Origin of the sequence: Cyanobium sp. LEGE 06143 (assembly GCF_015207535.1) — a bacterium.
GTDB lineage: Bacteria > Cyanobacteriota > Cyanobacteriia > PCC-6307 > Cyanobiaceae > NIES-981.
On record NZ_JADEWP010000021.1, the window covers coordinates 1 to 19,572 of the forward strand.

Here is a 19,572-nt window from a genome sequence, read left to right on the forward strand (position 1 = left end):
ACCCAAGACCCCGCCGCAGCCCCGGCGCCCTACGCCATCGTGGAGGCCTMCGGCCAGCAGTTCTGGCTTCAGGCCMACCGCTACTACGACCTCGACCGCCTGCCCGCAGCGGTGGATGAGACCGTCACTCTCGAGAGCGTGCTGCTCGTGAACGACGGCCAGGCCGCCACCCTGGGCCAGCCCTACGTGAGCGGAGCCAGCGTGACGCTCAAGGTGATGGCTCACCGCCGCGGTCCCAAGCTGATCGTCTACAAGATGCGTCCGAAGAAGAAGACCCGTCGCAAGAACGGCCACCGCCAGGAGCTCACCCGTGTGATGGTGGAAGCCATCACCGTGGCTGGCAAGGCCCTGGGCTGAGGTCCTCTGGCCAGAACAAGCTGACCAGATCCCCACGATCGTTTCCATCCACCCTCTCCGCGTTCATCGCCCCCCTGATCCATGGCCCACAAGAAAGGCACAGGCTCCACCCGCAACGGCCGCGACTCCAACTCCAAGCGCCTGGGCGTCAAGACCTCCGGCGGCACGAGCGTGAGCGCCGGCTCCATCCTGATCCGCCAGCGCGGCACCTCCGTACTGCCCGGCCTCAATGTGGGCCGCGGCTCTGACGACACCCTGTTTGCCCTCAGCGATGGCGTCGTGGGCTTTGACACCATCAAGCGCGGCCTGCGCACCCGCAAGCGCATCAACGTGGCCCTGGCCGTCTGACGCGAACCCCAAGCCCTCTGGGCCTGTCGGCTGTGCTCTCAGCGCAGTCGGTAGGCCCTGGTGGTGATCAGGTAGGGGTGGAACACCTCCAGAAAGCGCTCCTGGAGGGTGTGGAAGAAGCGGTCCACCAGGGCCGGGTCATCCACGTGAAATGGGTATTCGCCGTTGAAGCCCTTGAAGAAATACCAGTTGAGCAGAGCGGTTCCAGAGGGCGCCAGGCGCTGGGCGAACTGTTTGAGCTGACCTGCGGGATCGGGCAGATGCTCCAGCACGTCCAGGCACACCAGGGTGTCGAACCGCCCTGGCAGCCTGGCGTCGTCCAGGTCGCGGTGACAGGAGAGGCGCGCTCCCAGCCCCAGGCTGTCGGCCCGCGCCTGCACGCAGGCCCGGTTGTGGGGGTTGAGATCGACGAACCACACCCGCTCCACCTGCGGCAAGGCGGCGGCGGCCAGGGCATGGCTGCCGATGCCGCCGCCGAAGTCGAGCACCTGGCCCTGGGCAAAGCGCTGCTGCAGCCTGAGGGTATCGGCGATGTACTCAGCGCTGCCCAGGTGCCAGGCGGCCAGCTCCAGCAGGTGGGCCGTGCCCACGGTGTCTTCATAGAAGCGGCCGGCCTGGGCGAAGTCGAAGGCGCCGGGGTGGAGGGCGGCCAGCTGCTCGGTGCTGCTGGGCAGCCGCTGCTCCAGCTCACTGGGCTCGAGGCGCAGGTAGTCGGCCAGGTGCTGCTTGAGCGAAAAGCCATCCGCCAGGAAGTGCTCCACTCCCAGCCCCGTGCCCACTGCCGTCGTCACTGCTGCGCTGGTATCGGTGGCGCCAACTTAGATGGCGGGGGCTCAGCCGATCTCCGCCCCCTGGCCGGGCACCTCGAGCCAGCGCCGCAGCCAGGCCGTGAGGGCATAGAAGGGCAGGGTGTCGACCAGGGCGGCCAGAGCCTTGAACAGATAGCCGCTGGCGATGTAGCTGCCGAGTTGGGGCAGCACCGCCTCGTCGGCACGGATCGGCAGCACATGGCTGGCGTAGTGGCTCACCAGCACCACCGCCGTGGTGTCCACCAGCTGGCTGCCCAGGGTGGAGCCGTTGTTGCGCAGCCACAGGGCACCGCCGCCGCTGAAGCGCTTCCAGAAATGGAACAGCCGCACATCGGCGAACTGGGCGGCCAGGTAGGCCAGCATCGAGGCCCCCACGGCCCCGAAGGCGAGGTGCTGCACCTCAAAGAAGGTGGCCTCCGGTGCCCCCGCCAGGCCAGGCAGCACGCCCCCCAGCCAGAGGATCAGCACCACCCAGCCGTTGAGGGCCAGCCCCACCCACACCAGCTGGGTCGCCTTCTGCTCGCCCCAGAGCTCACTGATCAGGTCGGTGCAGAGGAAGGTCACCGGGTAGGGCAGGGCGCCCACCGCCACCACGATCGGCCAGGAGCCGATCGCCCCCAGCTGCAGAAAGCGGGTGAGGCCCAGGATGTTCAGCATCGCCATGCTGCCCAGGAAGAGGCCGGCCAGCACCAGGAACGCCAGGTCGCGGCGCTGCTGCAGGGTCATCGGGGAGGGTGGCGTGGGACTGTTCCAGGCTGATGGGTGCCGGCATGGCTGACCAGCCCTGTGGATTTCTGGTGTTGGACAAGCCCGCCAGGCTCACCTCCCACGGCTGCGTGGCCCGGGTGCGGCGGGCCTACGGCCTGCGGCGGGTGGGCCACGGCGGCACCCTCGATCCCGCCGTGACCGGCGTGCTGCCCCTGGCGCTCGGACCGGCCACCCGGCTGCTGCCCTACCTGGTGGGTGACAAGCGCTACGAGGGCACGATCCAGCTGGGGCTGTGCACCGACACGGACGATCTCAGCGGCACCGTGCTGGAGCGCCACCCCCTGCCGCCACTGCCGCACAACGCCCTGGAGCGGGCCCTGGCGCCCTTCCGCGGATCGATCCTGCAGGTGCCGCCCCAGGTCTCCGCCGTGCACGTGCAGGGCGAGCGGGCCTACGCCCGCGCCCGCCGGGGCGAGGCCCTCAGCCTGCCCCCCCGGGCCGTGACCATCACCCAGCTGGAGCTGCGCCACTGGGAGCCGGCCACGGGGCGCCTGCAGCTGGAGGTGCAGTGCTCGGCGGGCACCTACATCCGCTCCCTGGCGCGGGACCTCGGCACAGCCCTGGGCTGCGGCGGCGCCCTGGCGCAGCTGCGGCGCACCGGGGCCCTGGGCTTCGACCTGGCCCAGGCCGTGCCGCTCGAGGCCCTGGAGCAGCCGCCGCTGCCACCGCTGTTGAACCCGCTCGCGGCCCTCAGCCATCTGCCGCGCCGGCAGCTGGAGCCGGGCGAACTGGAGGGCTGGCGCTGCGGCCGGAGCCTGGAGGGCCAGGCGGACTGGCCACCCGGGCAGCCGGTGGCAGTGCTCGGTCCAGATGGCAACCTGGTGGGGATGGCACTGGCCTGCGCCGCTGATCGGCTGCAACCGAAGCTGGTCTTCGATGCGCTCGGCTGAGCCGGCTCGCTCCTCCCCTTCGACCACCTCCCAGCTCCGATGGCCGGCCACAGCAAATGGGCCCAGATCAAGCGCACCAAGGCGGTGGTGGATGCCAAGCGGGGAGCTGTGTTCACCCGTCTGGGCCGGGAGATCAGCGTGGCCGCCCGCGGCGGCGCCGACCCCAGTGGCAACTTCCAGCTGCGCACCGCGATCGAGAAGGCCAAGGCCGCCGGCGTTCCCAACGCCAACATCGAGCGGGCAATCCTGAAGGGATCAGGGCAGCTCAGCGGTGGCGGGGAGCAGTTCGCTGACGTGCGCTACGAGGGCTACGGGCCAGGCGGCGTGGCGGTGCTGATCGAGGCTTTCACCGACAACCGCAACCGCACCGCCGCCGACGTGCGCCTGGCCTTCAACAAGCACGGCGGCAACCTGGGGGAAAGCGGCTGCGTCAGCTATCTGTTCGAGCAGCGCGGCGTGGTGAGCCTCGGTTCACCCCTCGCCCCGGAACGGCTGGAGCTGTCCCTGCTGGAGGGGCTGGAGGCGATCGAGGCCGCGGGTGGTCCCCCAACCCTGGACTACGAGCTCCAGGCAGGGGGAGTGGAGCTGCAGTGCCACTTCAGTGCCCTGGAAGCCCTGCAGGAGGCTCTGCAGGGAGCAGGTTTCACGGTGGAAGGCTGGGAGCACCGCTGGATTCCCCAGACCCCCTGCCCGCTGCACGAGGCCGAGCAGCTGCGGGGATGCCTGGGCCTGCTCGATGCCCTGGAGGATCTCGATGACGTGCGCGGCGTGACCTCCAACCTGGAGGCCGAGGACGCCCTGCTGGAGGCCCTGATGGCGGAGTGAATCCCTGTCTGGCGCCCGCTCAGGCCAGGCTGAGGGCGGCCTGGTCGGCCAGCAGCGTGACGGCGGGGTGCCTGCGCAGCCAGCTCACCGGCAGCAGGGCGCTGGGGGGATCCTGCAGCAGCCGCCGCAGCACGGCCGCCTTGGCACCGCCCGTGACCACCAGCACAATCGCGCGGGCAGCGAGGATCTCCGCCAGTCCAAGGCTGATTGCCCTGGCCGGCACGCCCGCCAGGTCGCCGCCGAAAGCCCCGCTGTTCTGCTCACGCGTCGTGGCGCTGAGGGCCACACAGCGGCAGGGGGCATCGGCAGCGCAGGGAGGTTCGTTGAAGCCCACGTGGCCATTGAGGCCAAGCCCAAGCACCTGCAGGCCGATCCCCCCCGCAGCGGCCACAGACGCCCGATAGCTCGCGGCCGCAGCAGCGGGGTCGGCCGCGAGGCCATCGGGCAGCCGCACCTGGCTGGACTTCAGGCCCAGGGGGCCGGCCAGCCGCTCCTGCATGAAAGCCGCAAAGGAGCGGCCATCACCGGGGGCCAGGCCCACGTACTCATCCAGATTGAAGCTGAGCCAGGAACGGCGCACGGAGCGGCGCTCCGCTTCGGGTGCCCGGTGCCACCGCTTGACCAGAGCGGCGTAAACCGGCTCCATGGTTCGTCCTGTGGCCAGCCCCAGGGGTTGCTGGGGAGTCGCCAGGCGCTGCTGCCAGAGGCGCTCTGCCAGATGGTCCGCCACGGCTGCGGCGTTCTCAAACCGGATCAGCTCCAGCTCCTCAGAGCGGCTCAAGCTAGGGGTAGCGGCGCAACTGAGTGCCCCTGAAGTAGTGGCTCAGGATGGTCTCATGGCTGCGGCCCTGTTCCGCCATGGCCAGGGCGCCCCACTGGCTCATGCCCACCCCGTGGCCGAAGCCTCGACCGATCGCCAGCAGGGAAGGGGCCTCGGTGGCCGAATCCACGGCGGGGAACGGCTGAGCCAAGGGGGTCGTGGAGACCCTGGAGACCGCCACCACAGGCGGCGGCGGCGTGGGCAGGCCCCGGGTGAGGGGACGGCTGGGCTCCACCACCTCAAAACGCACCTTGGTGCTGCGCAGGCCCAGGCGGCTGCGCAGCTGGGGGCCGGTCACCACCAGGGTGCCGGCCGGGCCGATCACCCTGGCCTGCCGCACCCGGCCGGTGGCCGTGGTGGCCAGCACATCGATGCGCCGCACCCCCCCGGTTTCGGCGAAGGCCTGGCGCAGAGCCTGCGGGGGCAGAGGCTTCTCCCACTGGTGCACAGGGCTGTTGTGGTCGAAATCAGGCACGCTCACCAGGTAGGGAAGCTGGCGTGTCCAGAGATCGCCGCTGTTCTCAGTGCGGCCGCCACTGCTGCTGTGGAACACCGTGGTGGCCAGTTTGCCCTGGTAGAAGAGCACCTGGCTGCGGGTGCTTGCCACGGCGCTACGCGTGGAGTCGGTTTCGGCCTCCACACCCTTGTACACCTGGCTGCTCACCGTGGCGGTGACGTCGAAGGCGGAGCCTGGCTTGCGTTGGCGCAGGGCGTAGGTGCGGGCCGCGACGGCCTGGGCCCGCAGGGCGGCCTGGGGCCAACTGGCCGGCATCTCGCTACCCACCACACTCGGGAGATACGTTTCGAGGCCGATGTGATTGATGGCCTGGAGGGTCTGCCCCTCCCGGCGCAGCATCAACCGTCCGCGATAGTGCCGTTTCTGCAGCTGGAACAAGGCCTCCCGGGCGCCCACGCCGGGCTCTTTGGCCTCCAGCCAGAGGCCCGTGGCGGCCGGCAGTTCCCTGGAGCCCGCCTCGCTCTCAACCTGCAGGCGCCCCCCCTGCAGCCGTAGCACCAAGGCAGTGGCCGGAGCCAGCTCCAGCAGCGCGGGCGAGCGGGCCCCGCTGCGCAGCACCAGGGGCTGCCGCAGCGAACTCAGGCGGATTTCGTTGCCCTCAGCCAACAGCACCCGGATCTCTGGCTCCCCCTGCTGGGCCTGGAGCTCGCTGCCACTGGGCACCAGGGCGACCACCGGCAGCGCCAGGGCCAGGGGGAGGATCACAGCCGAGCGGCGAGAGATCAGGGAGTGCAGCGCCACAGGTGGGCCGGCAGAAGGCCCCCCATTGTGGCGATGCTGTTGGCAGCCCGCCAGCCCCGGCGTGGCAGCATGCGCAGGAGGCACAAGGCCCGTGCAGGTCACGTTTCTCGGCACCAGCTCCGGCGTTCCCACCCGTAGCCGCAATGTTTCCGCCGTGGCGCTGCGCCTGCCGCAGCGCAGCGAGCTGTGGCTGTTCGACTGCGGCGAGGGCACCCAGCACCAGTTTCTACGCAGCTCCCTGCGCGTGAGCCAGCTGCGCCGGGTGTTCGTGACCCACATGCATGGCGACCACATCTTTGGCCTGCCGGGCCTGCTCGCCAGCCTTGGCATGGCCGGCAGCTGCAGCGGCATCGACCTCTACGGCCCCGATCGCCTGCGCGACTACCTGGAGGGGGTGCTGCACACCAGTTCCACCCGCATCGGCTATCCCCTGCGGCATCACCAGGTGCGCCACGCGGCCGAGCAGGGCCATCTGCTGCTGGACGACGGAGATCTCACCGTGCGCTGCACCCCCCTCACCCACCGGGTGCCGGCGTTCGGCTACCGCGTGGACCAGAAACCGAGGCCGGGGCGCTTCGACGTGGCCAGGGCCCAGGCTCTGGGCATCCCGCCCGGGCCCGTCTATGCCGAGCTGAAGCAGGGGCGGACTGTGAGCCTGGAGGACGGCCGGATCATCCGCGGCAGCAGCCTCTGCGGGCCGCCCCAGCCCGGCGCCAGCATGGTGTACTGCACCGACACGGTGTTCTGTGAGGCCGCCGTGGAGCTGGCCCGCGGCGCCGATCTGCTCATCCACGAGAGCACCTTCTCCCATGGGGAGGCGGAGCTCGCCTACCAGCGCCAGCACTCCACCAGCACCATGGCCGCCCAGACGGCCCTGGCCGCCGGGGTCAAGCAGCTGGCACTGACCCATCTGAGCCCGCGCTACGTGGCCGGCAACGCGATCAGCGCCGAGGACCTCGTGGAGGAAGCACGCGCCATCTTCGCCAACACGCTGCTGGCCAAGGACTTTCTGACGCTCGACGTGGTGCCCGGCCCCGCCGAGCCACCGGCCGAGGCCGAGACTGCCCCCAGCAGCGGCGCCGCCGCCCCCAGGGCCAGCCCAAGACGCCGAGCACGGGCGGCCCCACAGCCCTAGCCCTGCAACAGTTCTCCCGACTGCGCCGCTACGGCCCCGTTGCCCGTGATACAAGGTCTCCGATGCGGTTTCCGTCGCCCCACCTCCCTCTGCCACACCGCCGGCTTCCCCCAATGGCCTCAACCTTCTCCCCATCGGCCCTTCGCAGAGTGCTGCGGGCCGCTGCCCGTGCCCTGCTGGCGCTGCCCCTGGCCCTGCTGCTCTGCCTCGGCTTCGGCGGCCAGGCCCTGGCCGCCCAGTGGACCAGCGAGCAGCTCACCGTTCCCGCCAGCCCTGACGGCACCGCGGTGACCTTCAGCGAAGCGGAGATCAAGGGCGGTCGCAAGCTGTTCAACAACAGCTGCGGCGAGTGCCACGCCGGCGGCATCACCAAGACCAACCAGAACGTGGGGCTCGATCCTGAAACCCTGGCCCTGGCCACCCCGGCCCGCGACAACGTCGAGGCCCTGGTGGACTACATGAAAGACCCCACCAGCTACGACGGTGAATACAGCATTGCCGACCTGCATCCCAGCATGCGCAGCAGCGACGTGTTCGTGAAGATGCGCGACCTCGATGACGACGACCTGCGCCTGATGGCCGGCTACATCCTGGTGGCGCCCAAGGCCCAGGGCCTGCAGTGGGGCGGCGGCAAGATCTACTTCTGAGCCCGCTGGATTCCAGCGGTCCTGTGAAGCCTCAGCCGGTGTCCCCCACACCGGCTTTTTGCTGGCTGGACGGCGGGGGAGCGGCCCTTGGAGGCTGTTGGTTGGTGGGGTCGAAGGAACTCGGCAACTTGCTGTACCACCACTCCTGCAGGCCGCCGGCGAGGCGCACCGGGAACAGGGTGATCACCGTGGCGGTGGGCCGGGAGCCAGGCTGGAGCAGCTCCACGGCATAGGAAGGGCAGCGGCGGGCGGCCAGGTCGGCCACGAAGCGCCGGCCCACCCGCCGCCAGCTGGGCTCCTTGCTGCGCCAGGCCAGCCGGCAGCACGGCCAGGGCAGGTCTTCCCGGTCGAACAGCCGGCAGCAGGCCCCCAGCACCCGATAGCTGTACTGGCCGCCTGGACTGGCGTGCACACTGCCTGGCTCCAGCAGCTCCTGATCGGGCCGAGGCAGCGGGGCGGGAGGCGGCTGGGAGGGCATGAAAAAGCCACCCATCAGGGTGGCATGGTCAGAACGGGAAGACGAGAGGCCTGAGGCCTGCCGTCAGACAGCCTGAGAACTCAATAGAGCTCTTCTTCGGAGTGGGTCTTGATGGTGCAGTCGCTGGTGGGGTAAGCCACGCAGGTGAGCACGAAACCAGCTTCGATCTGGTCGTCGTCGAGGAAGCTCTGGTCAGACTGGTCAACGGTTCCGGAGGACAGCTTGCCGGCGCAGGTGCTGCAGGCACCGGCGCGGCAGGAGTAGGGGAGGTCGATGCCCTGCTCTTCAGCGGCGTCGAGGATGTACTGATCGTCAGGAACCTCGATGGTCTTGTTGAGGCCTTCGCTCTCGTTGATGAGGGTGACCTTGTAGGAAGCCATGGAAGGGATTGGGGCTCACAGGCACCCGGGCAACCGGGCCTGTAGGACCCGCCCTTCATACATCCGCCACAGGCCGTTCCTGTCGATTTCGGGGCCCGAGGGCTGGAAGGCCAATCAAAGGGCAGACACAGATCAGCGTGCCTTATGCGACATCAGGCCCCGGCCTCAGGCCCTGCGGATCCGCAACAGCGCCCAGCCGCTCTGCCGGCGCGCCAGGCTGCTGAGCCAGCCTTCAGCCGCGAGAACCCTCTGCAGGCGCGGTGTCTGATCCTCCAGCAGGCCACTGAGCACGCCCACCCCCCCAGGAGCCAGCAGGCTGCTGAAGGCGGGGCAGAGGGCCTCGAGCACCGGCGCCAGGATGTTGCAGAGCAGCAGGTCGGCCCGCTGGCCGGCCTGCAGGGCCGCGAGCTCCGCTGCTGAGCCCTGCACCACCTGCAGCTGCTCGCCACAGCCGTTCATGGTGGCGTTCGCCCGGGTGGCGCGCACAGCCAGGGCATCGGTGTCGGCGGCGGCCACCCGGGTGGCGCCCTGCAGCAGGGCCGCCATGCCGAGGACGCCGCTGCCGCAGCCCAGGTCGGCCACGCTGAACTCCCCTGCCGGGCTGAAGCCCGCCGCCCCCTGCTGCGCCAGCAGCGCCTCGATCTCCTCGAGGCAGAGGCGGGTGGTGGGATGGCTGCCCGTGCCGAAGGCGCTGCCGGGGTCCATGCGGATCACGAGCCTGTCGGCGTGCTCCGCAGGGCGATCCAGCCAGGCGGGCAGGATCAGCAGCCGCTGCCCGACTGGATCGGGTCGCCAGTGCTGCTTCCAGCTGCTGCTCCAGTCTTCGTCGGCCTGCTGTTGCCAGGACACGGGCGGGAACACCAGCCCAAAGGGATCGSCCAGCTGGGCCAGGGCAGCCTCCAGCTGGCGCCGCTCCGGCTCAGGCCAGTCGATGGCCGGCAGCCAGGCCTGCAGAAGGCGCTGGTCTGGTCGGTCAGGCCGATGCCGGATCGCCACCCGGGAAAGGCCCAGGTCCTGCAGTTTCCACAGCAGCGACTCCTCCAGTTCGGGCGGCACAGGGAGTTCCAGCCGCCACCAGCACAGGGTCATGGTTGATCACGGCGGGGGAACAGGCCTGTTCAGAGGGTTACCGGATGGGCCTCCTGGATGCCGGTGATCTCATGCACCAGGGCCAGCAGGCTGGCCGGAATCGGATCGTCGAGGCTGAGCACCATCACCGCATCCCCCCGCACGATGCGGCGGCCCACCTGCATCGAGGCGATGTTGACGTTGTTCTCGCCCAGCACCGAACCGATCTGGCCAATGATGCCTGGCATGTCCCGGTGACGGGTGAACAGCATGTGGCGGCTCGGGTTCACGCTCACGGGAAACTCGTCGATGCAGGTGACCCGTAACTCCCCATCGGCGAACACAGCTCCAGTGACGCTGTGGTTGCCGAGGCTGCTGCGGGAGCTGAGCTGCAGCGAGCCGCCGGCGTAGTCGCGGGCGGCGTCATCCTTCACCTCAAGCACGTGGATGCCGCGCTCCTTGGCCTCCAGGCTGGCGTTCACATAGTTGATGGAATCCCCGAGCGCGGTGGAAAGCATGCCCTTGAGGGCGGCCACCACCAGGGGCTGGGCCGGATGGCTGGCGAATTCCCCCTGCAGGCGCACCTCCAGTTCGCTGATGCCGCCGCCGGCCAGCTGGCTGAGCAGCTGCCCCAGGGTCTCGGCCAGCTGCAGATGGGGCTTCAGCTGCTCCATCACCTCGGCGTTGAGGCCGGGGATGTTCACCGCACTGCGGGCGGGCAGGCCCTGCAGCACGTCCCGGATCTGCTCGGCCACATCGATGGCCACGTTCTCCTGGGCCTCGGCGGTGCTCGCCCCGAGGTGGGGGGTGAGCAGCAGACGTTCCTTCACGAGCCGCAGGGGCGAGTCGGCGGCCAGGGGCTCCTTGGCGTACACGTCCAGGGCGGCGCCGGCGATCACGCCGGCCTCCACGGCCTCCGCCAGGGCCGCCTCATCGACGATGCCCCCCCGGGCGCAGTTGACCAGGCGGGCCGTGGGCTTCATGGTGCGCAGCAACGCCGCGTTCACCAGATTCTCGGTGTCGGGCGTGCGGGGCAGGTGCAGGGTGACGTAGTCGGCCTCGGCGAACAGCTCGGCCAGGGGCAGCAACTTCACCTGCATCGTCTGGGCCCGCTCGGGGGAGACGAAGGGGTCGTAGGCGAGCAGCTCCATGCCCATGGCCTTGGCCACCCGGGCCACGTGGGAGCCGATCTTGCCGAGGCCCACCACGCCGAGCTTCTTCTTGTAGAGCTCATTGCCCACGTAGGTCTTGCGGTCCCAGCCACCGGCCAGGGTGCTGGCGTGGGCCTGGGGCACGTGGCGCGACAGCGACAGCATCAGGGCCAGGGCGTGCTCGGCGGCCGCGATCGTGTTGCCCTCAGGCGAATTCACCACCAGCACGCCGCGCCGGGTGGCCGCAGGCACGTCCACGTTGTCGACGCCGACGCCGGCCCGACCGATGATGCGCAAGCGGTCGGCGGCTTCGATCACGTCGGCGGTCACCGTGGTGCCGGAGCGGATCATCAGAGCGTCGTAGCCACCGATGCAGGCCTTGAGCTCCGCGGCCGAGAGACCGGGGCGGAGGTCCACCTGGGCCACCTCGGAGAGGATGTCGATCCCCGCCTGGTCGATGGGATCGGAGACGAGAACCTTTGTCATGCCCGGCAGGTGGGGTGGGTAAGCCGGAGGTGAAGTGTAGTGAGCAGCGAGAATGCCGCGCAGACCGAATTTCTGAGGCAAGGCGGCGTGGGCACGAGCGTGGTGGTGGTGTTCAACGACCGCAAGCGGTTGAAGCAGTGCCAGGAGAGCCTGGCCGAGCGGCAGCCTCCCCTGGCGGAGCTGGTGGCCATCGGGGCCCAGGAGAGCAGCCTCGATGACGTGCCCCGCCTCAATCCAGCGGTGGCGCGCCGCAACAGGCAGCGCAGCATGGCCCGCTGGCTGCTGCCCTTCGGCTTCATGGCCGGGCTCACCTTCACCTACATCACCGATCTCGACACCTTCGCCTTTGCGGGGGCCTGGAGCCAGCACCTGATCGGAGCCCTGCTGGGTCTGGTGTCGGGCTGGATGGGCAGTTTCGCCGCCGCGGCCAGCGTGAGTTCCGAGGACGACGACAGGATCCGCGGCCTGCGCAACCGGCTGGAGGAAGGCAGCTGGCTGCTGTTGGCTGAGACCGCCAGCGGCGTGGACATGCCCTGGCTGCTGCTGCAGCAGCACCGGCCCCTGGCGGTGGTGCGCCTGGCAGACCGCTGATGCTGCCCCGCCGCGACCTGCTGTCGGGCAGCCGCCATCCGGCCGAGCTGGAGGCCCTGATCGCCAGCGCCGRNCGGKTGNCTGCWCRYCNNNCAGCYCCTCYRGMGCRSYKTNCNGGASGGCNCGSTNGCKNGGMKSAGKCNCCASSWSCGYCNGSRCGRTCKNGGNNNCCGAACTSCNGNTCCNNGCCGAGNGGGGGCTACAGCGGGGCGGAGCGCCGCCGGCTGCTGCTCAGCCGGCGGGACGGTGTCCAGGGGTGCGATCCGGTGGAGGCCGCCCTGGGTGGCCTCAGCCTGAACGGCAATTTCCTGTTCGATCCGGCTGAACCAGCCGATTTCCGCGCCAGCCTCACCACCGCGGGGCTATCGCCGCAAGCCCTCGGCGATCTCTGGCTGCGCGGCGACCGTGGCGCCCAGGCCGTGATCGCCACCAGCTGGGCCCTCCCCGAGGCGGTGGACCTGAGGGTGCGCAGCGTGCCGGTGAGCCTGGAGCCCCTGCCCCTGGAGCAACTGCAGCCTCCGGGGCGCCGCCTGCCGCGCCGTATCGACACGGTGGAGGCCTCCAGGCGGCTGGACGCGGTCGCCTCCGCCGGCTTCGGCGTCTCGCGCAGTCGGATGGGCAGCTGGATCCGCGACGGACAGGTGCGGCTCAACTGGGCCGCGGTGACCCGCCCCGGCCACGAACTGGTGGAGGGCGACYGGGTGCAGCTGAGCGGCAAGGGGGAAATGCAGGTGGAGGCGATCAGCCCCACCAAGCGCGACCGCTTCCGCATCACCCTGCAGCGCCGCTGATGGCTGCTGGTTGCAGGAGCTCCGACTGCTAGGTTCCAATCACCTTGTCATGGCAGGGCACGGCAGCGATGGCATCCCGCTCCAGAACGGGATCCGTTGATCACTGAATCCAGGCTTCCGGCCTGGTCATTGCTCACCACCAGCGTCGTCGTCGTTTCGTTGTTTGACGTTCCTGGGCTGAGCTATCCGTTCAGGGTTTCGTTCAGCATCAAGCTGTTCAACATCAAGCCGATCAGCATCCAGCTTCAGGCTTGAACCGTCACACCTCAAACCCGTCCTACGGGCGATTAGCTCAGAGGTAGAGCACTACCTTGACACGGTAGGAGTCACTGGTTCGATTCCAGTATCGCCCACTTGTCTGAACCGGCGCCCTGCAGCGCCGCCCCCGATGTCCACCACGCCCCTGCGCCGTGAGGGTCTGACCGCCGTGGTGGGGATCGGACGCTCCGGCTGTGGCGCCGCTCGATTGCTCCACCGGGAGGGCCATCGGGTGTGCGTGATCGATTCGGCCGATGACGCCGAGCAGCGCCGGCGTGCTGAACAGCTGCGGCAGCTGGGGATCGAGGCACGCCTGGGCATCCCCCTGGAGGCCAAGGCGCTCGACAGCCTGGGACCCCAGCTGGAGCGCCTGATCCTGAGCCCCGGCATTCGCTGGGACCATCCGGCCGTGGAGGATCTGCGGCGCCGCGGCGTGCGCGTGGATGGGGAACTGGTGCCGGCCTGGGAGGCCAGCCGACCGGTGCCCTGGATCGGCATCACAGGCACCAATGGCAAGACCACGGTGACCCATCTGGTGCACCACCTGCTCAACAGCAACGGCATCGATGCGCCGATGGCCGGCAACGTGGGCCTCTCCGCCGCGGAGCTGGTGCTGGAGCGGCTGAGCGCCCCCCAGGGGCTGCCGCAATGGATGGTGGTGGAACTGAGCAGCTATCAGATCGAGGCGGCTCCCGTGGTGGCGCCCCGGGTGGGCCTCTGGACCACGCTCACCCCTGACCACCTGGAACGGCACGGCAGCCTGGAGGCCTACCGGGCGATCAAGCGGAGCCTGCTGGAGCACAGCGCCGTGCGCCTGCTGAATGCCGACGACCCCGATCTGCGCCGCCATGCCGACAGCTGGCCGGCAGCCCATTGGGTCAGCGCCGGGCCACGACAGGCCCTGCCGCCCTCGATCCAGTCCCTGCTCTGGATCGAGCAGGGCCGCATCTGGCAGGAGCGAGGCGGCCACGCCCACGATCTGATGGACGCCACCTGTCTGCAGATGCCAGGGCAGCACAACCTTCAGAACATGCTGCTTGCCGCCGCCGTCGGCCTGGAAGCCGGCCTCGACGGCCCCAGCATGGAGCGGGCCTTCCGCCTGTTCCAGGGGGTGCCGCACCGCCTTGAGCGCATCGAGATGTTGGATGGCATCACCTATTACAACGACAGCAAAGCCACCAACTACGACGCCGCCGTGGTGGCCGTGCGAGCCCTCGAGGGTCCCCTGGTGGTGCTGGCCGGGGGGCAGGCCAAGCTCGGTGAGGCCCGCCAGTGGCTGGATGCCCTCCGGCAGAAGGCCCTGGCGGTGGTGCTGTTCGGAGCGGCCCGTGAGCGGTTCGGGACCCTGCTGCTGCAGGCAGGATTCGCAGGCGTGGTGCATCACTGTGAGGGACTGGAGGACGCCGTGCCCCTGGCTCGGCAGGCCGCCGAGAGCCTGGCGTGCCGGGCCGTGCTGCTCTCACCAGCCTGCGCCAGCTTCGATCAGTACAGCGATTTTGAGGCGCGCGGCAACCACTTCCGCGAGCTGGTGCTCAACCTGAAGACCTGATCATGCCGGCCCCTGTCACCCTCCGGCGCTGCCTCTAGCATGGGTTTCTGGATGGCGGTGCGATGGCCTACTGGTTAATGAAGAGCGAGCCCGAGGTCTACGGCATCGACCACCTGCAGCGGGAAGGCACCACGCTCTGGGATGGGATCCGCAACTACCAGGCGCGCAATTTCATGCGCAGCATGGTGCCGGGAGATCTGGCCTTTTTCTATCACTCCAACACCAAGCCACCGGGCATCGTCGGCCTGATGGAGGTGATCGAAACCCACCTGGTGGATCCCAGCCAGTTCGATCCGGCCTCGAAGTATTTCGATGCCGCCGCCTCCCCGGAAACCCCCCGCTGGGACTGCGTCCGCCTGCGCTATCGCACCACCTACCCCCGGATGCTGAGCCTCGATGCCCTGCGGCAGGCTTTTACCCCTGAGGCGCTGGGCGTGGTGAAACGGGGCAACCGGCTGTCGATCCTGCCCGTGCCGGAGGCCACCGCCCGGCGACTGGAGACGCTCCTCGCCGCCGGCCCCGGGGAAACCTGATGGCTGATCCGGTGGCCGCGGCCACACCCGCCATCGCGATCCGACGGGCCGTGGAGGAGGGCTGGCAGGCCTTCATCAGAACGCCGGTTCCCTTCGTGCTGTTCACCACAGTGCTGGGAACAGCGAACCTGCTCTGCCAGCTGGCGATCCGCTTTCAGCAGGACCAGCTGCTGACGCCCGTCGGCCAGCCGGACGCCGGCGCCCAGCTGTTGCTCGTGATCGCTTGGTTCTGCTGGGGACTCAGCAATCTCTGGCTGGCTGTGGGGCTGCTGCACGGCGCCAGCACGGCTCTGGACCATGGCCGACCCCGGCTGCGCCGGATGCTGCGGCCCGATGGCCGGGCGATGCTGCGGGGAGCCGGCACCCTGGGGCTGGTGCTGCTGGTGCTGGGCGCCATTGCCCGGCTCGCCCAGGCCAGCGGCTGGCTGCTGGCCCTGATCCAACCGCTGCTGTCGTGGCTGCCGCTGCTGGCGGGCTGGGCCGTGACGGTGTACCTGGCCACCGACCAACTGCTCTGCCTGCCGATCAGCGTGCTCGGCCAGGCCACGCCGCTTGGGGCCTTCCGAGAGGGGCGCCGGGCGATTGATCCCCACTGGCTGCAGGCCCTGGGGCTCACCCTGGTGTTGATCCTGGTGGTGTTGGCAGGGTTCCTGGGCCTGCTGCTGGGGCTGGTGGTGGCCCTGCCGGTGGCCACCTGCATCCAGACCGCCGCTTACCGCCAGCTCTTCGGCATCCCGGCTCAATGGCCCCTGAACTCCGCCTGAGTGGGGAACAGGGTGGCCAGGTAGGTGCGGGTGAGCTCGCGGCTCGGCTCTCCGTTCTGCACCAGGAATCCCGCCAGGGCCGCCTGCACCAGGCGGTATTGATCCCAGTGGGGGTGACGTTCGATGAACAGCCGCATGCTGCGCAGCAACCCTTCGGGGACGCAGGCCTGCAGGCTCACGGTGGGGGAGGGCTCAGGGGCAGAGGCGTCGACCGAACCATCCCTGCCATCGGCGTTGGTCATAGCGGCTTCAGCCCGGCGATCATCACCCAGTAGCCCATAGGTCGCGCGGAGGGTCAAATGCCGCCGGTCCGGGCCACGCAGAGGGGCTCCCACCCTGAGATCGCCTGCTGCAGCAGGGGTGCTCCCGCCACGGCGCTCCCCTGCCAAGGCTCGCCAGCCTCGAGAGCGACCTGTCAAGGGGAGCGAGGCGCCATGCCCCTCACTGCGCCCCCTCTCCCCAGGACCGGGCAGGTGCCAGGCCGGGGCGACAGGCCCCCCGGGAAAACCTGTGGGAAAAGAGGGGCTGGCCTGGGGGATCTCCAGCAGGGCAGGAACAATCAGCACTGCTGATCACCTCAGGCTGAACCGGAACCGTCTCAGCCGGGATCAGCGGCACAAGCTGGGGGCCCCCAGAGTCCGCCGATGCCTACTGCCGCCCCGATCGCCCTGCTCGGCACCGGACTGCTGGGAGCCGCCATCGCCGAACGGCTGCTGCGGCAGGGCTACAGCGTTCAGGCCTGGAACCGCAGCCCTGCCCGGCTGCGGGCCCTGGAGACCTGCGGKGCCCTGGCCTGCGCGAGCCCCGCCGCCGCGACGCAGGGCTGCGGCTGGGTGATCACCGTGCTCTCGGATGCCAGCGCCTGCCGCAAGGTGCTGCTGGAGCAGCCAGAGCTGGAGCTGGCAGGCCTGCGGGTGGTGCAGATGGGCACCATCGGGCCATGGGAAAGCCAGGAGCTGGCGGAGTCGATCGCGGGCCGTGGCGGCCGCTACCTGGAGGCACCGGTGCTGGGCAGCAGGCCTGAAGCCCTGGCCGGCCGCCTGCAGGTGATGGCGGCGGGGCCGGCCGAGCTGTTTGCCTAGGCCCTGCCCCTGCTGCGGGAGCTGGGGCCCCAGCCCATCCATCTGGGTCCGGTGGGCCGGGCCATGCACACCAAACTGGCCCTCAACCAGCTGATCGCCAGCCTCACCCATGCCTTCAGCCTCTCGCTGCAGCTGGTTCAGGCGGCCGGGGTGGAGAGGGAAAGCTTTCTCGCCCTGCTGCGGGGCAGTGCCCTGCATGCCCCCACCTTCGACAAGAAGCTCCCCCGGATGGTGGCTGGCGACTACGCCAATCCCAACTTCCCCACCGCCCACCTGCGCAAGGACCTGAACCTGTTCCTGCAGGCAGCCCAGCGCCAGGGCCTGCACACCGAAGGGCTGGCGGGCCTGGCGGCGCTGCTGGAGCGGGCAGCCGGCAGCCCCCTTGATGGCCTCGACTACAGCGCCCTGCATGAGCTCACGGGCCCCTGCTGGGAAGCTGAACGCTCCGGGGCTTGAAGCTCCAAGCCCTGCAGGGCCTGCTCCAGGGCTGCCGCGATGGCGGCGCTGCCCTGAGGGCACCAGCGCCCCTCGATGCCTCGCCGCTCCGGGCCCGGGGCCAGCACGAGCCGCAGGGCCCAGGCCCTGCGGTGGCCCTCGATCTCCAGCCAGAGGGAGCCGGCGCCACAGGGTCGCTCCAATTCCAGGGTGATGGACTCTTCCGCCATCAGCTGATCGGCCAGGGCCTCCAGCTGGGCAGCGAGTTCCTGCACTCCGCTCGCCAGCAGGCGGGCCTCGCCAGCACTGAGTTCGACGGCCCACCCCTCAGCGCCGATCAGCACGGGCCAGGGGGCGCGGCAGGGGTCCACCACCAAGCGCCATCCCTGACCCTCGAGAACCTCCACAGCCAGGGGGACTGCGTCGGTCAGCCAGGCAACAGGGCCGGCTGATCCTGCTCGTCGCTCAGTTCGACAATCGCCCGCTGCACGGGTTTGATCATCGACTCGTCCAGCAGACCGTCGAAGTCGTCAAAACGACGCTGCTTGGCGCGGAAGGCGATGCGAACCGTGGTGAGGTAGCGGTTGCTGGAGTGGCGGATCAGGCTCTCCGCCCGCTGGGCCAGTTCCTTGGCATTCACGTCCAGACCACGTTGCATCGGATCGATCACCACAGAGGGTTAAGCGTAGGCCACTACCCCGGGAACTCCCGTACCCCCACTCCGACCGTCTAGAAGGACGCCATGGCTGGCACGCTCGCCATTGATCTCGGCAGCAGCACCACCGTGGTGGCCTACCAGGCACCAGGGGGGGTTCCGGTGTTGCTGGCCCTCTCCCCCTTCAGCTTGGAGGAGCCGCCGGTCATCCCCTCGCTGCTGTGGCTGGCCAGCGCCGACAGTCCCAGACCCCTGGTGGGCCGCCAGGTGCTGGAGGCAGGTCTGGCCCAGTCCACCGGAGTGGAGCTGCAGCGGGATTTCAAACGCCGGATCGGCGCTGGCCCGGCGCCGGCCGCTGCCGCTAGCAACGACGCCAGCGCCCTGCCGCTGGCCCCGGAGACCAGCGCCAGCCTTCTGCTGCGGCTGCTCTGGGAGGCCCTGCCGCCCGACCTGGAGCCCGGCCGGCTTGTGCTCACCGCCCCGATCGAGGGCTACCGGGGTTATCGGAACTGGCTGCTGCAGGCCTGCAGCGCGCTGGATGTGGCCGAGGTGGCCCTGGTGGATGAGCCCACCGCAGCGGCGATCGGCGCCGGGCTGGCGGCCGGCAGCACCGTGCTGGTGGTGGACGTGGGAGGCGGCACGWTCGACCTCTCCCTGGTGCGGCTGGAGGGGGGCGAGGGCCGGGCGATGCCGATTGCCCAGCTGCTCCGCTTCGCGGGCCGCGACCTCGGCAGCAGCCGCCAGGCCCTGCGCTGCGCCACGGTGATCGGCAAGGCCGGCGTGGCCCTGGGCGGCCGCGACATCGATCGCTGGATCGCCCACCATCTCTGCGGCGAGCTGGGCAGCGACGGCCCGGCCGAGCCGGCCCTGCTGGATGGGGCCGAACGGCTCAAGTGCCGTCTCAGCCAGGTGCCCGAGGCCCGGGTGCTGGTGAGTTCACCCGGCCGGGCGCCGCTGGAGTGGCGGCTCAACCGCAGTGAACTCGACGCGCTGCTGGAGCAGCAGGGCCTGCTGGAGGAACTCGACGCCTTGCTGGAGCAGGTCCTGGCCGCCGGACGCCGCGCCGGGATGGGCCTGGGCGACATCGGGGCGGTGCTGCCGGTGGGGGGAGGCAGCCAGTTGGGAGCCGTGAGGGAGTGGCTGGCCAGACGCTGCCCAGGGGTGACCATCCGCGACCAGCGGCCGGTGGAGGCCGTCGCCCTCGGCGCCCTCGCCCTCACCCCGGGCGTCCGCGTCAATGACGTGCTCAGCCATGGCGTGAGCCTGCGCTGCTGGGATCGGCGCAGCGCCTGCCACCACTGGCATGCCCTGTTCGTGGCAGGCCAGAGCTGGCCCACGGAACGTCCCCTGGAGCTGGTGCTGGCCTGCAGTCAGGACGGGCAGCGGGAACTGGAGCTGATCTTCGGGGAGCCCGTCGACGAGCAACGGCGCGAAGTGCTGTTCGAAGACGGCTTGCCCGTGCTGCGCCGACGCCAGGCCGGCGAGGCCGGCGTG

24 protein-coding genes, 1 tRNA gene and 2 pseudogenes are annotated in these 19,572 nt (G+C 69.9%); 16 read left to right on the plus strand and 11 right to left on the minus strand.

Annotated elements, in window-relative coordinates; translation table 11 throughout:
• The coding region (gene rplU / locus IQ216_RS02985; RefSeq protein WP_228007065.1) for a 50S ribosomal protein L21 at positions 1-357 on the plus strand (357 nt) is incomplete at its 5' end.
• 81 nt (positions 358-438) lie between these two features.
• Entirely contained in the window at positions 439-705 is a 267-nt protein-coding gene (rpmA, locus tag IQ216_RS02990) for a 50S ribosomal protein L27 (protein ID WP_186698911.1), read from the plus strand.
• Positions 706-743: 38 nt separating this feature from the next.
• Here rpmA and IQ216_RS02995 read toward each other — a convergent pair whose 3' ends face one another.
• Both IQ216_RS02995 and IQ216_RS03000 read right to left on the minus strand, forming a co-directional pair.
• Positions 744-1,496, minus strand: coding sequence for a methyltransferase domain-containing protein (locus tag IQ216_RS02995; protein WP_193814269.1), 753 nt, complete (start codon positions 1,494-1,496; stop codon positions 744-746).
• Positions 1,497-1,538: 42 nt separating this feature from the next.
• Positions 1,539-2,240 (minus strand): queuosine precursor transporter, encoded by a 702-nt coding sequence (locus IQ216_RS03000; RefSeq protein ID WP_186698907.1) that lies wholly within the window; start codon positions 2,238-2,240, stop codon positions 1,539-1,541.
• Between the two features lie 44 nt (positions 2,241-2,284).
• Between IQ216_RS03000 and truB the strand changes: the two genes are divergently transcribed.
• Together truB and IQ216_RS03010 are read left to right on the plus strand one after the other, a co-directional pair.
• Positions 2,285-3,172: a tRNA pseudouridine(55) synthase TruB gene (gene truB, locus IQ216_RS03005; RefSeq protein WP_193814270.1), complete on the plus strand. Its 888-nt coding sequence runs from the start codon at positions 2,285-2,287 to the stop codon at positions 3,170-3,172.
• 39 nt (positions 3,173-3,211) lie between these two features.
• Positions 3,212-3,997 carry a YebC/PmpR family DNA-binding transcriptional regulator gene (locus IQ216_RS03010; RefSeq protein WP_193814271.1) on the plus strand — a complete coding sequence of 262 codons (786 nt, stop codon included), beginning with the start codon at positions 3,212-3,214 and terminating at the stop codon, positions 3,995-3,997.
• Positions 3,998-4,016: 19 nt separating this feature from the next.
• Here IQ216_RS03010 and IQ216_RS03015 read toward each other — a convergent pair whose 3' ends face one another.
• Together IQ216_RS03015 and IQ216_RS03020 are read right to left on the minus strand one after the other, a co-directional pair.
• Positions 4,017-4,778, minus strand: a complete 762-nt coding sequence (locus IQ216_RS03015; protein ID WP_228007066.1) for a glucosamine-6-phosphate deaminase — start codon at positions 4,776-4,778, stop codon at positions 4,017-4,019.
• 1 nt (position 4,779) lies between these two features.
• Positions 4,780-6,075: a SpoIID/LytB domain-containing protein gene (locus IQ216_RS03020; RefSeq protein WP_193814272.1), complete on the minus strand. Its 1,296-nt coding sequence runs from the start codon at positions 6,073-6,075 to the stop codon at positions 4,780-4,782.
• Positions 6,076-6,166: 91 nt separating this feature from the next.
• Here IQ216_RS03020 and rnz point away from each other — a divergent pair.
• Positions 6,167-7,105: pseudogene (rnz, locus tag IQ216_RS03025) on the plus strand (ribonuclease Z); the annotation flags it as partial.
• 218 nt (positions 7,106-7,323) lie between these two features.
• The gene (gene psbV / locus IQ216_RS03030; protein WP_186698899.1) at positions 7,324-7,857 is read left to right on the plus strand and encodes a photosystem II cytochrome c-550; all 534 of its coding nucleotides are present in this window, start codon (positions 7,324-7,326) and stop codon (positions 7,855-7,857) included.
• Between the two features lie 31 nt (positions 7,858-7,888).
• On the opposite strand, the gene IQ216_RS03035 is transcribed toward psbV, so the two are convergent.
• From IQ216_RS03035 to serA, 4 genes are all read right to left on the minus strand, one after another.
• On the minus strand, positions 7,889-8,335 hold the full coding sequence (locus tag IQ216_RS03035) for a hypothetical protein (RefSeq protein WP_186698897.1): 447 nt from the start codon (positions 8,333-8,335) through the stop codon (positions 7,889-7,891).
• 80 nt (positions 8,336-8,415) lie between these two features.
• A complete protein-coding gene (locus IQ216_RS03040; protein WP_186698895.1) occupies positions 8,416-8,715 on the minus strand; it encodes a ferredoxin in 300 nt (99 codons plus the stop codon).
• Positions 8,716-8,880: 165 nt separating this feature from the next.
• Positions 8,881-9,804, minus strand: a complete 924-nt coding sequence (prmA, locus tag IQ216_RS03045) for a 50S ribosomal protein L11 methyltransferase (RefSeq protein ID WP_193814274.1) — start codon at positions 9,802-9,804, stop codon at positions 8,881-8,883.
• Positions 9,805-9,833: 29 nt separating this feature from the next.
• Positions 9,834-11,420: a phosphoglycerate dehydrogenase gene (gene serA, locus IQ216_RS03050; RefSeq protein WP_193814275.1), complete on the minus strand. Its 1,587-nt coding sequence runs from the start codon at positions 11,418-11,420 to the stop codon at positions 9,834-9,836.
• A gap of 87 nt (positions 11,421-11,507) precedes the next feature.
• On the opposite strand from serA, the gene IQ216_RS03055 reads away from it, so the two are divergent.
• From IQ216_RS03055 to IQ216_RS03085, 7 genes and pseudogenes are all read left to right on the plus strand, one after another.
• Positions 11,508-12,011 carry a hypothetical protein gene (locus tag IQ216_RS03055; RefSeq protein ID WP_186698889.1) on the plus strand — a complete coding sequence of 168 codons (504 nt, stop codon included), beginning with the start codon at positions 11,508-11,510 and terminating at the stop codon, positions 12,009-12,011.
• A pseudogene (locus tag IQ216_RS03060) lies at positions 12,011-12,802 on the plus strand (photosystem II S4 domain protein). Before IQ216_RS03055 ends, IQ216_RS03060 begins: the two are co-directional and overlap by 1 nt.
• Before the next feature lie 96 nt (positions 12,803-12,898).
• The gene (locus IQ216_RS03065; protein ID WP_193814276.1) at positions 12,899-13,057 is read left to right on the plus strand and encodes a hypothetical protein; all 159 of its coding nucleotides are present in this window, start codon (positions 12,899-12,901) and stop codon (positions 13,055-13,057) included.
• A 26-nt stretch (positions 13,058-13,083) separates the two neighbouring features.
• Positions 13,084-13,155, plus strand: a tRNA-Val gene (locus IQ216_RS03070).
• A 35-nt stretch (positions 13,156-13,190) separates the two neighbouring features.
• A complete protein-coding gene (gene murD / locus IQ216_RS03075; RefSeq protein ID WP_193814277.1) occupies positions 13,191-14,609 on the plus strand; it encodes a UDP-N-acetylmuramoyl-L-alanine--D-glutamate ligase in 1,419 nt (472 codons plus the stop codon).
• A 62-nt stretch (positions 14,610-14,671) separates the two neighbouring features.
• The gene (locus IQ216_RS03080; RefSeq protein ID WP_193814278.1) at positions 14,672-15,142 is read left to right on the plus strand and encodes an EVE domain-containing protein; all 471 of its coding nucleotides are present in this window, start codon (positions 14,672-14,674) and stop codon (positions 15,140-15,142) included.
• An 11-nt stretch (positions 15,143-15,153) separates the two neighbouring features.
• Positions 15,154-15,906, plus strand: a complete 753-nt coding sequence (locus IQ216_RS03085; protein WP_228007067.1) for a hypothetical protein — start codon at positions 15,154-15,156, stop codon at positions 15,904-15,906.
• On the opposite strand, the gene IQ216_RS03090 is transcribed toward IQ216_RS03085, so the two are convergent.
• Positions 15,882-16,148: a DUF2811 domain-containing protein gene (locus IQ216_RS03090; protein WP_193814280.1), complete on the minus strand. Its 267-nt coding sequence runs from the start codon at positions 16,146-16,148 to the stop codon at positions 15,882-15,884. The two genes, IQ216_RS03085 and IQ216_RS03090, sit on opposite strands and share 25 nt — an antisense overlap.
• A gap of 402 nt (positions 16,149-16,550) precedes the next feature.
• On the opposite strand from IQ216_RS03090, the gene IQ216_RS14615 reads away from it, so the two are divergent.
• Together IQ216_RS14615 and IQ216_RS14620 are read left to right on the plus strand one after the other, a co-directional pair.
• The gene (locus IQ216_RS14615; protein WP_370566586.1) at positions 16,551-16,988 is read left to right on the plus strand and encodes an NAD(P)-binding domain-containing protein; all 438 of its coding nucleotides are present in this window, start codon (positions 16,551-16,553) and stop codon (positions 16,986-16,988) included.
• A 63-nt stretch (positions 16,989-17,051) separates the two neighbouring features.
• Positions 17,052-17,444: an NAD-binding protein gene (locus tag IQ216_RS14620; RefSeq protein ID WP_370566587.1), complete on the plus strand. Its 393-nt coding sequence runs from the start codon at positions 17,052-17,054 to the stop codon at positions 17,442-17,444.
• Here the strand turns inward: IQ216_RS14620 and IQ216_RS03100 are convergent.
• On the minus strand, positions 17,384-17,830 hold the full coding sequence (locus IQ216_RS03100; protein WP_193814281.1) for a DUF1818 family protein: 447 nt from the start codon (positions 17,828-17,830) through the stop codon (positions 17,384-17,386). The two genes, IQ216_RS14620 and IQ216_RS03100, sit on opposite strands and share 61 nt — an antisense overlap.
• A gap of 20 nt (positions 17,831-17,850) precedes the next feature.
• Positions 17,851-18,081, minus strand: coding sequence for a DNA-directed RNA polymerase subunit omega (locus IQ216_RS03105; RefSeq protein WP_186698872.1), 231 nt, complete (start codon positions 18,079-18,081; stop codon positions 17,851-17,853).
• A gap of 84 nt (positions 18,082-18,165) precedes the next feature.
• Here IQ216_RS03105 and IQ216_RS03110 point away from each other — a divergent pair.
• The coding region (locus tag IQ216_RS03110) for an Hsp70 family protein (protein WP_193814282.1) at positions 18,166-19,572 on the plus strand (1,407 nt) is incomplete at its 3' end.